11 protein-coding genes and 1 pseudogene are annotated in these 13,365 nt (G+C 66.0%); 5 read left to right on the forward strand and 7 right to left on the reverse strand.

Annotated elements, in window-relative coordinates:
• Positions 1-12 precede the first annotated feature (12 nt).
• The 3 genes from pyrH to rpsB all read right to left on the reverse strand — a co-directional run bounded on the left by pyrH (position 13) and on the right by rpsB (position 2,833).
• Positions 13-729, reverse strand: a complete 717-nt coding sequence (gene pyrH / locus ACOJB8_RS24100) for a UMP kinase (protein WP_028204061.1) — start codon at positions 727-729, stop codon at positions 13-15.
• A 256-nt stretch (positions 730-985) separates the two neighbouring features.
• Entirely contained in the window at positions 986-1,867 is an 882-nt protein-coding gene (gene tsf, locus ACOJB8_RS24105) for a translation elongation factor Ts (RefSeq protein ID WP_069265617.1), read from the reverse strand.
• Positions 1,868-2,077: 210 nt separating this feature from the next.
• A complete protein-coding gene (gene rpsB, locus ACOJB8_RS24110) occupies positions 2,078-2,833 on the reverse strand; it encodes a 30S ribosomal protein S2 (RefSeq protein WP_069265616.1) in 756 nt (251 codons plus the stop codon).
• 439 nt (positions 2,834-3,272) lie between these two features.
• On the opposite strand from rpsB, the gene map reads away from it, so the two are divergent.
• Entirely contained in the window at positions 3,273-4,094 is an 822-nt protein-coding gene (gene map, locus ACOJB8_RS24115) for a type I methionyl aminopeptidase (RefSeq protein WP_069265615.1), read from the forward strand.
• Between the two features lie 270 nt (positions 4,095-4,364).
• Positions 4,365-6,944, forward strand: a complete 2,580-nt coding sequence (locus ACOJB8_RS24120; protein ID WP_342945835.1) for a [protein-PII] uridylyltransferase — start codon at positions 4,365-4,367, stop codon at positions 6,942-6,944.
• A gap of 196 nt (positions 6,945-7,140) precedes the next feature.
• On the opposite strand, the gene ACOJB8_RS24125 is transcribed toward ACOJB8_RS24120, so the two are convergent.
• Positions 7,141-7,680, reverse strand: a complete 540-nt coding sequence (locus ACOJB8_RS24125; RefSeq protein WP_475014710.1) for a hypothetical protein — start codon at positions 7,678-7,680, stop codon at positions 7,141-7,143.
• Between the two features lie 49 nt (positions 7,681-7,729).
• Between ACOJB8_RS24125 and ACOJB8_RS24130 the strand changes: the two genes are divergently transcribed.
• The 3 genes and pseudogenes from ACOJB8_RS24130 to ACOJB8_RS24140 all read left to right on the forward strand — a co-directional run bounded on the left by ACOJB8_RS24130 (position 7,730) and on the right by ACOJB8_RS24140 (position 9,003).
• Positions 7,730-8,068, forward strand: coding sequence for a hypothetical protein (locus tag ACOJB8_RS24130; RefSeq protein WP_475014711.1), 339 nt, complete (start codon positions 7,730-7,732; stop codon positions 8,066-8,068).
• 203 nt (positions 8,069-8,271) lie between these two features.
• Positions 8,272-8,334 (forward strand): annotated as a pseudogene (locus ACOJB8_RS24135) (hypothetical protein); the annotation flags it as partial.
• A gap of 99 nt (positions 8,335-8,433) precedes the next feature.
• The gene (locus tag ACOJB8_RS24140) at positions 8,434-9,003 is read left to right on the forward strand and encodes a pseudouridine synthase (RefSeq protein ID WP_324153263.1); all 570 of its coding nucleotides are present in this window, start codon (positions 8,434-8,436) and stop codon (positions 9,001-9,003) included.
• Positions 9,004-9,081: 78 nt separating this feature from the next.
• Here ACOJB8_RS24140 and def read toward each other — a convergent pair whose 3' ends face one another.
• The 3 genes from def to ACOJB8_RS24155 all read right to left on the reverse strand — a co-directional run bounded on the left by def (position 9,082) and on the right by ACOJB8_RS24155 (position 13,275).
• A complete protein-coding gene (def, locus tag ACOJB8_RS24145; RefSeq protein ID WP_069265612.1) occupies positions 9,082-9,615 on the reverse strand; it encodes a peptide deformylase in 534 nt (177 codons plus the stop codon).
• Positions 9,612-11,681: an NAD-dependent DNA ligase LigA gene (gene ligA / locus ACOJB8_RS24150; RefSeq protein WP_475014714.1), complete on the reverse strand. Its 2,070-nt coding sequence runs from the start codon at positions 11,679-11,681 to the stop codon at positions 9,612-9,614. The genes def and ligA overlap by 4 nt, the downstream gene beginning before the upstream one ends.
• 298 nt (positions 11,682-11,979) lie before the next feature.
• Complete coding sequence (locus ACOJB8_RS24155) at positions 11,980-13,275, reverse strand: cell division protein ZipA C-terminal FtsZ-binding domain-containing protein (protein ID WP_475014716.1); 1,296 nt, start codon at positions 13,273-13,275, stop codon at positions 11,980-11,982.
• Positions 13,276-13,365: the final 90 nt, after the last annotated feature.

Consider the following 13,365-nt stretch of genomic DNA (forward strand, 5'->3'; position numbering starts at 1 on the left):
TGAAACGAGAGTTTACACGTGGACGAGCGTACCTTCGTCTTCGCCCAGAACGATGCGCTTGAGCGCACCCGGCTTGACGATGGAAAAAACCCGGATCGGCAGCTTCTGGTCGCGGCACAGCGCGAACGCGGTGGCGTCCATCACCTGCAGATTGCGGCCAATTGCCTCATCGAAGCTGATCGTCGAGTAGCGCGTGGCGGTCGGGTCCTTCTTCGGGTCGGCCGAATAGACGCCGTCGACCTTGGTGGCCTTCAGCACGACTTCGGCGCCGACTTCCGAGCCACGCAGCGCAGCAGCCGTGTCGGTGGTGAAGAACGGGTTACCCGTGCCGGCGGCGAAGATCACGACCTTGCCTTCTTCGAGCTGGCGAATCGCGCGGGGGCGGATGTACGGCTCGACGACCTGGTCCATGCGCAGCGCCGACTGCACGCGCGCCTCGATGCCCGCGTGACGCATGGCGTCCTGCAGCGCGAGCGCGTTCATCATCGTGGCCAGCATGCCCATATAGTCGGCCGTGGCGCGGTCCATACCGGCTGCGCCGCCCGCGACACCGCGGAAAATGTTGCCGCCGCCGATCACGACTGCGAGCTGGGTGCCCAGACGCACCACCTCGGCCACGTCTGCCACCATACGTTCGATCGTGGCGCGATTGATGCCGAAGGCATCATCGCCCATCAGGGCTTCGCCGGAAAGTTTGAGCAGGACGCGTTTATAGGCGGGTGTGGGCATGGAGGTATCCAGGATCGCGCGCAAAGGGCAATAACTTGAAACTGTAGGGGTGAAATACGGCTTCGGGCAAGCGCCGCCAGAAATAGCGAAGATTTCCGACGCCGCGCACGGCGGGGGACTACCATGCGCGTCGCCGCTACGCTGCCCGCCACGGCGGATTGCTCCGCCACGGCTTACCACTGAACAAACTGCGGTGCTGCAACAACTGCAGTCGCCGCCTGCCGCGCTGGGCGCGGCGAGACGGGCTGACCGATCTTTATTGCTGCTTTGCAGCAGCGACTTGCGCGGCCACTTCGGCAGCGAAGTCGTCCTGGCGCTTCTCGATGCCTTCGCCGACCACGAAGAGGGCGAACTTCTGCACCGTCGTGCCAGCAGCCTTGAGCATCTGCTCGATCGTCTGCTTGTCGTTCTTAACGAACGGCTGGTTCAGCAGCGAGACTTCCTTCAGGTACTTCTGGACCGAACCTTCGACCATCTTCGCGACGATCTCAGCCGGCTTGCCCGATTCCGCAGCCTTCTGCTCGGCGATGCTGCGCTCCTTGGCGATCAGGTCGGCAGGCACGTCGTCCGACGACAGCGAGACCGGCTTCATCGCGGCGATGTGCATCGCGACGTCCTTGCCCACTTGCTCGTCGGCACCCGTGTACTCGACCAGCACGCCGATGCGCGTGCCGTGCAGGTACGCAGCCAGCTGGTTGGCGGTTTCGAAACGCGCGAAACGGCGGATCGAGAGGTTTTCGCCGATCTTGCCGACCAGTGCGAGGCGCACTGCGTCGACCGTCGAACCGTCCAGCGCCAGCGCCGACAGAGCGGCGACGTCAGCCGGGTTTTGCGTGGCGACGAGTTCGGCGATCTTCTTCGAGAAGCCGATGAAGTCATCGTTCTTCGAAACGAAGTCGGTTTCGCAGTTCAGTTCGACGATCGCGCCAGCGCCGCCGCCGATGAACGACGAGATCACGCCTTCAGCCGTGACGCGCGAAGCGGCCTTGCTGGCCTTGTTGCCGAGCTTCACGCGCAGCAGTTCTTCGGCACGCGCGAGGTCGCCGTCGGCTTCCGTCAGCGCCTTCTTGCATTCCATCATCGGCGCGTCGGTCTTCGCGCGCAGTTCTGCCACCATGCTTGCGGTAATTGCCGCCATCATTCGCTCCTTGAGTCTGTCTGGTACACGCCGCCCGCCTTTCGACGCGGCCGGCAGAAATTCGTTTCCGTTTCCGCCTGCGGTGAAACGCTTTTTTACAGCTGCTTCTACAGGGCTACGGTGCCGCTCATATGACGCGGCGACGAAAGTCGCGGCTTAAAAAAAAGGGGCCTATGGAAAGCCCCCTTTTCTTGCCGGACACGGGGCAGCTTACGCCTCCGGGTTGACCTCGACGAACTCGTCGTCGCCGTCGTTGCCGCGCGCAGCGACAACCACGTCGTTGACCGCGTTCGCACGGCCTTCGAGGATCGCGTCAGCCACGCCTTGCGTGTAGAGCGCAACGGCCTTGCTCGCGTCGTCGTTGCCCGGGATCACGTAATCGATGCCTTCCGGCGAGTGGTTCGTATCGACCACGGCGATCACGGGGATGCCCAGCTTGTTCGCTTCCGTCACGGCAATCTTGTGGTAGCCGACGTCGACCACGAAGATCGCGTCCGGAATGCCGCCCATGTCCTTCACGCCGCCGATCGACTTCTGCAGCTTGGCGATTTCGCGTTCGAACAGGAGCGCTTCCTTCTTGCTCATCTTCTCGAGCTCGCCCGCTTCCACGGCTGCTTCCATGTCCTTCAGGCGCTTGATCGAAACCTTCAGCGTCTTGAAGTTGGTCAGCATGCCGCCGAGCCAGCGTGCGTTCACGAACGGCATACCAGCGCGTTGTGCCTCTTCGGCGATCGTGTCGCGCGATTGACGCTTCGTGCCGACGAACAGGATCGTGCCGCGGTTCGCTGCCAGTTGACGCACGTACTTCAGCGCGTCGTTGTACATCGGCAGCGTCTTTTCGAGGTTGATGATGTGAATCTTGTTGCGATGACCGAAGATGAAGGGGGCCATCTTCGGGTTCCAGAAGCGCGTTTGGTGACCGAAGTGGACACCGGCTTCCAGCATTTGGCGCATGGTAACTGCCATGAGAAATTCTCCGCTAGGGTTTGGGTCTGAAGCCGGCTGCCGTATCGGTGCGCCCTCCCATTTCCGGAGATCGACGCGCCCGACACCCTGGGTGCGCCGGCTTGCGAGTGTGCTGCCTGAAGAAGATGCTTCCGAATGTTCTTCGCGCACCCGCCAAAATGCGTTTTTGGCAAAGCGCTCCGCGGCAACGGCGGATTCAGCCACTTCCACGAACTCCGAACGCGAATCCGAAAGATATGGGAAGCGACTTAGCCGAAGAGTATAGCACGCAAACTGCCCCTTACTCAAGACAGCTATTACCCGCGGAATACGGCGCCATCAATGGCAATGCGGCGCGCGCCGCATTTGCCATTGATGGCGCCCCGCCTTCTCAAAAGTCAGCGACCCCTGGCATTAGGTGCGATAATTCGATATTCGACTGCATTTCCGGGCGCATACCATGGCCATTTCGATCAAGAACGAACAAGACATCGCGCAAATGCGCGTCGCCTGCCGGCTGGCGAGCGAGGTGCTCGACTACATCACGCCGTTCGTCACCGCGGGTGTGACGACGGGTGAGCTCGACCGCCTTTGCCACGAGTACATGACCAACGTGCAGGGCACGGTGCCCGCGCCGCTGAACTATCAGCCGCCGGGCTATCCGCCCTACCCGAAGGCAATCTGCACCTCTGTGAACGACGTGATCTGTCACGGTATTCCCGGCGACAAGGCGCTGAAGAACGGCGACGCGCTCAATATCGACATCACCGTCATCAAGGAAGGCTATTTCGGCGACACGAGCCGCATGTTCATCGTCGGCGAAGGCTCGATCCTCGCGAAGCGCCTCGTGCAGACCACCTATGAATGCATGTGGCTCGGCATCGACCAGGTGCGTCCCGGCGGCCATCTGGGCGACATCGGCCACGCCATTCAGCGCTACGCCGAAAGCCAGGGCTACAGCGTGGTGCGCGAATACTGCGGCCACGGCATCGGCACGGTGTTCCACGAAGATCCGCAGGTCCTGCACTACGGCCGCCCCGGCACCGGCATCGAGCTCGTGCCCGGCATGATCTTCACCGTCGAGCCGATGATCAATGCCGGCCGCCGCGACATTCGCACCATGCCGGACCAGTGGACCGTCAAGACGAAGGACCGCAGCCTCTCGGCACAGTGGGAACACACGGTACTCGTGACGGAAACCGGCTACGAAGTCCTGACGGTCTCGGCGGGTACGCCCGCCAAGCCTGCCATCGTCGCGCAGATGGCGGGCACCGCGGCCTGAGCGCCCGAAAAAGTGCCGGAAAGCGCTTCGTGGCGCGATCCGGCGCAAAATGGATAGGCTCGTAGAACATCGGCCTGCGGCCTCGAGGCAGTACGTCCAGCGCGAGGATGCACCCAATGCGGACGCCGCCCGGCGCCAGCAGCACGATGAGGCAGCCCGCAAAGCAGCCGACGCATTAACCGACGAACCAACGCGGCCAGCCGCCATCGCGAGGCGCGCCGCGCGCACGACCAGCCGCCCGCCCAACCACGCCAGACACGACCCGAGCCCATGAGTGTTCCCGCTGTCGCCGTTCCCGATACGTCGTCGCTGAAGTCCGACTACAAGGCCGCCAAGGCCCAGTTGCTCGAGCGTTTCAAGACCGCGACCAATGTCGACTCGCTGATGCGCGCCCTCGCCCGCATCACCGACGACACCTTGCGCAGCGCCTGGGACCGGTGCGAGCTGCCGGCCACGCTGGCGCTCGTGGCGGTGGGCGGCTTCGGGCGCGGCGAGCTTGCGCCCTGGTCCGACGTCGACATCCTCGTGCTGCTGCCGGACGACGAGCCGCTCGCGCCGCTCGAAGAGCGCATCGAGCGTTTTATCGGCCTTGCATGGGATCTCGGACTCGATATCGGCAGCAGCGTGCGCAGCGTCTCGCAATGCCTCGAAGAAGCCGCCAATGACGTCACCGTGCGCACGTCGCTCCTCGAGGCGCGCCGCATCACGGGCAGCGCGACGCTGTTCGGCGACTTCGCGCAGCGCTATCGCGACGCCATGGACCCGCGCGCATTCTTCCAGGCGAAGGTGCTCGAAATGCGCCAGCGCCACGCGCGCTTCCAGGACACGCCCTATTCGCTCGAACCCAACGTCAAGGAAAGCCCCGGCGGCCTGCGCGACCTGCAGCTGATCCTCTGGATCACCGAGGCTGCCGCCTTCGGCAGCAGCTGGAAGGAGCTGGACCAGCGCGGCCTCATCACCGGGCGCGAGGCGCGCGAACTGCGCCGCAACGAGGCATTTCTCAAGGCGCTGCGCGCGCGCCTGCATGTGATCGCGGGCCGCCGCCAGGACATCCTCGTGTTCGACCTGCAGACGGCCGTGGCCGAAAGCTTCGGCTACAAGGCGAGCAGCGCGCGGCGCGCGAGCGAGCAGCTCATGCGCCGCTACTACTGGGCCGCGAAGGCGGTCACTCAGCTTTCTACCATCCTGATCCAGAACATCGAGGCGCAGCTCTTCCCGAGCACGAGCGGCATCACGCGCACGCTCTCGGAGCACTTCGTCGAGAAGCAGGGGATGCTGGAGATCGTCAGCGACGACGTGTTCGAGCGCGAGCCGCACGCAATCCTCGAGGCGTTCCTGCTCTACGAGCAGGTGCCCGGCGTGAAGGGCCTGTCGGCGCGCACGCTGCGCGCGCTCTACAACGCGCGCGAGACCATGGACCAGAACTGGCGCCGCGACCCGGAAAACCGCCGGCTCTTCATGGAGATCCTCAAGCAGCCGGCCGGGATTACGCACGCCATGCGCCTCATGAACCAGACGAGCGTGCTCGGGCGCTATCTGCTGAATTTCCGCCGCATCGTCGGGCAGATGCAGCACGACCTCTATCACGTCTATACGGTCGATCAGCACATCCTGATGGTGCTGCGCAATATGCGCCGCTTCGCCGTGGCCGAGCATGCGCACGAGTATCCGTTCTGCAGCCAGCTCATCGCCAACTTCGAGCGTCCGTGGGTGCTCTACGTCGCGGCGCTGTTCCACGACATCGCCAAGGGCCGCGGCGGCGACCACTCGCAGCTCGGCATGGCCGACGCGCGGCGCTTTTGCCGCGAGCACGACATCACCGGCGACGACGCGGACCTGGTCGTCTGGCTCGTCCAGCAGCACCTGACGATGAGCCAGGTCGCCCAGAAGCAGGACATCACCGACCCTGAGGTCGTGAAGCGCTTCGCGGAGCTCGTCGGTACGGAGCGGCGTCTTTCGGCGCTCTACCTGCTGACGGTCGCCGACATTCGCGGCACGAGCCCAAAGGTCTGGAACAACTGGAAAGGCAAGCTGCTCGAAGACCTCTACCGCTCGACGCTCGCCGTGCTCGGCGGCGCCAAGCCCGACGCGCACTCGGAGCTCAAGACGCGTCAGGAGCTGGCGCTTGCGCTGCTGCGTCTCGAGACCGTGCCGGAGCACGCGCACCGCGCGCTCTGGGACAAGCTCGACGTCGGCTACTTCCTGCGCCACGACGCCGCCGATATCGCCTGGCAAACGCGCGTGCTCTACCGCCACGTCGAGGCGCCGGAGCCGGTCGTGCGTGCGCGCCCGTCGCCGATCGGCGAGGCGCTGCAGGTGCTCGTCTACGCGCAGGACCGCCCCGACCTGTTCGCGACGATGTGCGCGTACTTCGACCGCAGCGGTCTTTCCGTGCTCGACGCGCGCGTGAGCACCACGCGCCACGGCTACGCGCTCGATAACTTCATCGTCGCCCACACCGAGGGCGACGTGCACTACCGCGACATCGCGAACCTCGTCGAGCAGGAACTCGCGGCGCGCCTGAAGGCGACGGGCAATGCACTGCCCGAGCCGTCGAAGGGCCGTCTCTCGCGCCTGTCACGCACCTTCCCGGTGACGCCGCGCGTCGACCTGCGGGCCGACGAGCGCGGCCAATACTACATCCTGTCCGTGTCGGCGAACGACCGGCCGGGCCTCCTCTATTCCATCGCGCGCGTGCTCGCGGAGCATCAGGTCGGCGTCCATGCGGCGCGGATCAATACGCTCGGCGAACGCGTGGAAGACGTGTTTCTGCTCGACGGCTCGGGGCTCTCCGACAACCGCCAGCAGATTCATGTCGAAACCGAATTGCTGCGCGCGATCGCAGTGTGAATGACCCAAGCGAAATACCAGATCCATGCGAGCCAAACTGACAGCCAAACATCCGCGCCCGACTACTCCGGAACGCGCCCCCGTCCGCCGCGGCAGTACGACCGCGCGTAAGCCGGTGCGGCCGGCGGAGGTGCGGGCGACGGACGCTCGGCCGACATCGGCCGCGAAGACTTCCGCCGGGAAGCCCGTGCGCGCCTCAACCGGACGCACCGCGCCTCGCACTGGCGATACGCGCCCGGCGCGGCCGGCTCGCGAAGGCGGATTCGGCGACGAGCGCCGCCCAGCCCGTCGCTCCGGCGATGAGGCGCGTGGATTTGCACGCGGCCGTGACGAAGGTGGTGCACGCCCCTTCGCGCGCCGCGCCGAGGGCGACGACCGCCGCCCGCCACGCAGCCGCGACGAAGGTGGCGCACGCCCCTTTGCACGCCGCCCCGAGGGTGATGATCGTCGTCCGCCGCGCAGCCGTGAAGAAGGTAGCGCACGCTCCTTCGCGCGCCGTGCCGAGGGTGATGATCGTCGTCCGCCGCGTAGCCGTGAAGAAGGTGGCGAGCGTCGCTTCGAACGACGCACCGAGGGCGATGATCGCCGCACCGCACGTGGCCGCGATGAAGGCGGCGCACGCCCCTTCGCGCGGCGTGCCGAGGGCGACGACCGACGCCCGCCGCGCAGCCGCGAAGATGGTGGCGACCGGCGCTTCGCGCGTCGTACCGAAGGCGATGACCGCCGCCCGCCGCACAGCCGTGAAGACGGCGGTGCGCGCCCCTTCGCACGCCGCCCCGAGGGTGATGACCGCCGCCCGCCGCGCAGCCGCGAAGACGGTGGCGAACGTCGTTTCGAACGACGCACCGAAGGCGATGACCGTCGCCCCGCACGCGGCCGCGACGAAGGCGGTGCACGCCCCTTCGCGCGTCGTACCGAGGGCGATGACCGCCGCCCGCCACGCAGCCGCGAGGAAGGCAGCGAGCGTCGCTTCGAACGGCGCAGCGAAGGCGATGATCGCCGCCCGCCGCGTAGCCGCGGCGAAGGCAGCGAGGGACGCTTCGAACGGCGCAGTGACAGCGACGACCGCCGCCCCGCACGCACCCGCGACGAGGGCACGGATCGCCGTTTCGCGCGCCCGGTGAAATCCGCCTGGAGCGATGACCGCGGCGGCGCTGCGCCGCGCGCTCGCCGCAGTACCGAAGAAGGCGGTGGCAGCCGCAAGACCGCCAGCCCTGTCAAACCGGTTGGGAAGCCCCCGCGCCGCACCGACGACGCCGAAACCGCACCGCGCCGCACACCGCGCGAAGAAGTCGATGGCGACAACACCCTGCGCCTTTCCAAGCGCATGTCCGAACTGGGCCTGTGCTCGCGCCGTGAAGCCGACGAATGGATCGAAAAAGGCTGGGTTTATGTGGACGGCGAAGTCGTCGACACGCTCGGCGCCAAGGTCACGCCGAATCAGCGCATCGAAGTCGATCCGGCCGCGCTCGCCGCGCAGGCGCGCCAGGTGACGATCCTGCTGCACAAGCCGGTGGGCTACGTGTCGGGCCAGGCCGAGGACGGCTATGAACCCGCCGCCACGCTCATCACGGGCGAGAATCATTGGGACGGCGACCACTCGGGCATCCGCTTCTCGGCGAAGCATCTGCGCACGCTCGCGCCGGCCGGCCGCCTCGACATCGACTCGACCGGCCTGCTCGTGCTGACCCAGGACGGTCGCGTGGCCAAGCAGTTGATCGGCGAGAGCTCGGACATCGACAAGGAATACCTCGTGCGCGTCACCTACAACGACATCGAGACCGAAATCGACCAGCACTTCCCGCCCGAGTTGCTCGCTCAGCTGCGCCACGGCCTGTCGCTCGACGACGTGCCGCTCAAGCCCGCGCAGGTGAGCTGGCAAAACGGCGAGCAGTTGCGTTTCGTGCTGCGCGAAGGCAAGAAGCGCCAGATCCGTCGCATGTGCGAACTGGTCGGCCTCAAGGTCGTGGGCCTCAAGCGTGTGCGCATGGGCCGCGTGCTGCTCGGCGCACTGCCGCAGGGCCAATGGCGCTATCTGGCCGCCAACGAAGCGTTCTAGCGCCACATCGGCGTCGAACGCTGCACTGTATGAAAAACGGGAGCCAGATGGCTCCCGTTTTTCTTGATGCTTCGACTTTCAGTCGTCGCGGTTCGGGTCGAGTTCCGGAAACAGGACCTCCGTAAAGCCGAACTTCGAGAAGTCGGTAATGCGCATGGGATACAGCTTGCCGATCAGGTGATCGCATTCGTGCTGGACGACCCGTGCGTGAAAGCCCTCCGCCACACGTTCGATGGGCGTGCCGTACTGATCGAAGCCGTCGTAGCGGATCATCGAATAGCGGCTCACGGCGCCGCGCAGGCCCGGCACCGAGAGACACCCCTCCCAGCCCTCTTCCATGTCGTGCGACAGCGGATGGATGACCGGGTTGATGAGCACCGTCTGCGGCACGGCCGGCGCCTCGGGATAGCGCTCGTTCTGCTCGAAACCGAAGATCACCACCTGCAAATCGACGCCGATCTGCGGGGCGGCGAGTCCGGCGCCGTTCGCCGCATGCATGGTGTCGAACATATCGGCAATGAGTTCGTGCAACTCGGGCGTATCGAAGTGATCGACCGGCCTCGCAATGCCAAGCAGGCGCGGATCGCCCATTCTGAGAATTTCGCGAATCATGTCGTTTGCCCCTCCAGGAGCTTGCGCATTCCTTCTTCGTCGAGCACCGGCACGCCGAGTTCCTCGGCTTTTGCGAGCTTGCTGCCCGCGTCGGCGCCCGCCACCACGTAATCGGTCTTCTTCGATACCGAGCCGGCGACCTTCGCACCGGCTGCTTCGAGCATCTCCTTTGCCTCGTCGCGCGAGAGCGTGGGCAGCGTACCCGTGAGCACCACCGTCTTGCCGGCCAGCACGCCCACCGGCGCCTTGGGCGCGGGCGGCCCTTCCGCCCATGTCACTTTGCCCGGCGCGCGCAGTTGCTCGATCACTGTGCGGTTATGCTCTTCCGCAAAAAACTCGTGGATCGCAAGCGCGACGATAGGGCCCACATCGTTGACTTCGAGCAATTCCTCGACCGTCGCGTTCATGATCGGATCGAGCGAGCCGAAGTGCTTCGCAAGATCCTTCGCTGTCGATTCGCCCACGTGCCGGATGCCGAGCGCGTAAACGAAGCGCGCAAGCGTCGTGTTTTTGGCCTTCTCGAGCGAGTCGAGCAGGTTCTGCGCCGACTTGTCCGCCATGCGCTCGAGTTGCGCGAGCGTGCCGAAGCCGAGATTGAACAGATCGGCGGGCGTGCGCACGAGGTTCTGGTCGACCAGCTGGTCGATGATCTTCTCGCCCAGGCCGTCGATATCGAGCGCGCGGCGCTGGGCGAAGTGCCAGAGCGCCTGCTTGCGCTGGGCCGGACAGAACAGTCCGCCCGTGCAACGCGCGATTGCCTCGTCGGGCAGCCGCTCGATGCGCGACCCACAGACCGGGCATTCGGTCGGCATCACGAACTCGTGGGCGTCGGCCGGACGGCGGTCCATGAGCGCACTGACCACCTCGGGAATCACGTCGCCGGCACGCCGCACGATCACCGTGTCGCCGATGCGGATGTCCTTGCGCCGCACTTCGTCTTCGTTGTGCAGCGTGGCGTTGGTCACCGTCGCGCCGCCGACGAACACCGGCTCGAGCCGCGCGACCGGCGTAATCGCGCCCGTGCGGCCCACCTGGACGTCGATCGCCAGCAGCTTCGTGAGCGCTTCCTGGGCCGGGAACTTGTGCGCGAGCGCGAAGCGCGGCGCGCGCGAGACGAAGCCGAGCGCATCCTGCTCGTCGCGGCGGTTCACCTTGTAGACCACGCCGTCGATGTCGTACGGCAGGCCGTCGCGCTTCTCGCCCACCGTGCGGAAAAATTCCAGCAGACCGTGCGCGCCCTTCACGACCGCTCGCTCGGCATTGACTGGCAGGCCCATTTCCGCGTACCAGTCGAGCAGTTCGCTATGGGTGGCCGGCATCGGCTCGCCCTCGAGCACGCCAATGCCGTAAGCGAAAAACGAGAGCGGCCGCTGCGCCGTGATTTTCGGATCGAGCTGGCGCAGGCTGCCCGCCGCCGCGTTGCGCGGGTTCGCGAATTCCTTGTGGCCGGCATCGCGCTGACGCTGGTTCATGCGCTCGAAGTCGCGGCGGAACATCAGCACCTCGCCGCGCACGTCGAGCACCTTCGGCACGCGCTTGCCCTTCAGGCGCAAGGGCAGCGAGCGGATCGTGCGCACGTTCTCCGTGACGTTCTCGCCGGTCGCGCCATCGCCGCGCGTGGAGGCCTGGACGAACACGCCGTCGACGTAGCGCAGCGAGATGGCGAGGCCGTCGAACTTGAGTTCGGCGGCGTATTCGACCTCGACGACTCCGGCGCCTTCGATCTTGCCGAGCGCATCGGCCACGCGCTTGTCGAACGCGACGATGTCTTCGTCGGCAAAGCCGTTGTTGAGCGACAGCATCGGCACGTCGTGGACCACGGGCTCGAAGCCCCCGGCGACTTCGCCACCCACACGCTGCGTGGGCGAATCGGGCGTGATGAGGTCGGGATGATCGGCTTCGATTTGCTGAAGTTCGCCGAACAGCTTGTCGTATTCCGCGTCAGGCAGCTCCGGCTGGTCGAGCACGTAGTAGGCGTGATTCGCACGCTCGAGTTCGGCGCGCAACCACACCGCGCGCTGTGCAGCGGTGGCTTCTTCGGGGGGACGGGCGGAAGTACGGACCATGCCTTGGGCATCTCGCTGTTGAAAATGATTTCGGACGTCAGATTATCTCAGGAAGCCGCGCGTGTCGCATCGGGCGAGCGGCTATCTGCGTGCGCCGCCGAACGGGTCTCGCCAGCGTCCTGGCCGAATGGCCAACGCTGCGTGCGTCGCTCTGGCATCCAGGGCCCGGTGGGCTGAGCTCCAATGCACTGCAACACGCGTGCCGATGCCCTCTGCGCTGTACCGCCTGCGCGCAAAAAAGGCGCGGCGCCTTTACGGCGTCGCGCCTTGTCTGCAGGCCCGCTGCACGCCTTCGGCGTTACTGGCTGAACAGTCGCCGCGTGGCCGGCGAGCCCGCCGGAATACCGGCCTGCTCCAGCTTCGCGTAGAGCGTCATCAGCTGCTTGTCGATCGACTGCAACACCGATTCCGGCAGCGGCCGGCGCTGGTCGTCGACCACGCGCCCGCCAATGCGCTCGGCAAGCGATTTCGCGTAGTCGCACATCAGGCGGAACGGCAGGATGTCTTCGTCGGCCACGGGCACGTCGAGGACCAGCGTGATCAGTTCACCGCCCTTGTACGTGAGGTCGTCGCGCAGGAAGTTGGTGTCGCCGAACTGCAGCATGAAAACGGGGCTCTGCTTCGCATCGAGCTTGACGAAGCGCGTGCCGTCGCGCGAAAGCAGCAAGCCGTCCTGCGCCGCCACCGCCTGCACGTAGTTTGCCGACCACGGCGCGCCGTCCGACATCACGTTCACGGAAAGCTGGGCGTCGCATTGCGCCGCGAAGCCGTCCAGTTCGCGCGCCATGGCGACCGTCTCCATCATGTCCGGAAACTCGGGCGCGGCGTCGAGCGCGTCGGCGAATTGCTGCACGCCGGTCACGAATTCCGAGAACTCGAGTTCGTTGAGCGGGCCGTTGCGATTCGCGAGTTGCGCAGCCGCGCGCAGTTCTTCGTAGCGCACGCCGCTCTGGAGCAACTCCCAGCCGTCGCCCCCTTCGGGTTTGCCTTCGATATGAACCGGCTTGCTGCCCGCGCGGCGCAATCGCTGCGCAAACGGAATCACCCGCTCGCCTGCCACCGGCGCACCAAGCCGGATCGGCACGATGCAGTCGATGCGACGGTCGACCACGGCGGGCGGCGCCGAAGAGATCGTCGTGGCCGCCGGCATGACCGGCTCGATGCGCTCCGCTTCGTCGCCATCGTCCTTTGCGGATTGCGGGGCAGCCGCAGTTGCAGCCGGCGCCTTGTCGGCAGCCTTCTCGGCAACTTCGTGCGCGTCGGATTCAGCTTCCGGAAAGCCGTTGGGTGTCGTCGTTTCCGCCTGGATGTCGGCTGGCGTGTCGAGCGGCGCAGCAGTGCCGAAACCCGGCTCCACGCGCCCGGCTTGCGTGCTGCCCGCGAGCGACGGCTCGCGGCGCGACGGAGCATGGGCCGGTTCGATGAACGGGCTCGGCTCCTGGAACTCGTCGCGCTGCGGCGCTTCGACTGCCTCTTCGGGCATCGGGCGCGGCATGCGCCGGCGCACTCTCGCGCCCTGCCACGCGTTGTACACCACCACGCCCCCGACGACCACGGCGCCCGCGCCGATCAACCCGAGAGTCAATTCATCCATGCATGCTCCATCAGCAATTCTTTTTCGACGGCGTGCTCATTGCATGCGCCGTTGCTCTGGCGCGCGCATTGCGCGCGGCGGCTGCCTCAC

It is taken from the genome of Paraburkholderia sp. BR10141, from assembly GCF_056155635.1.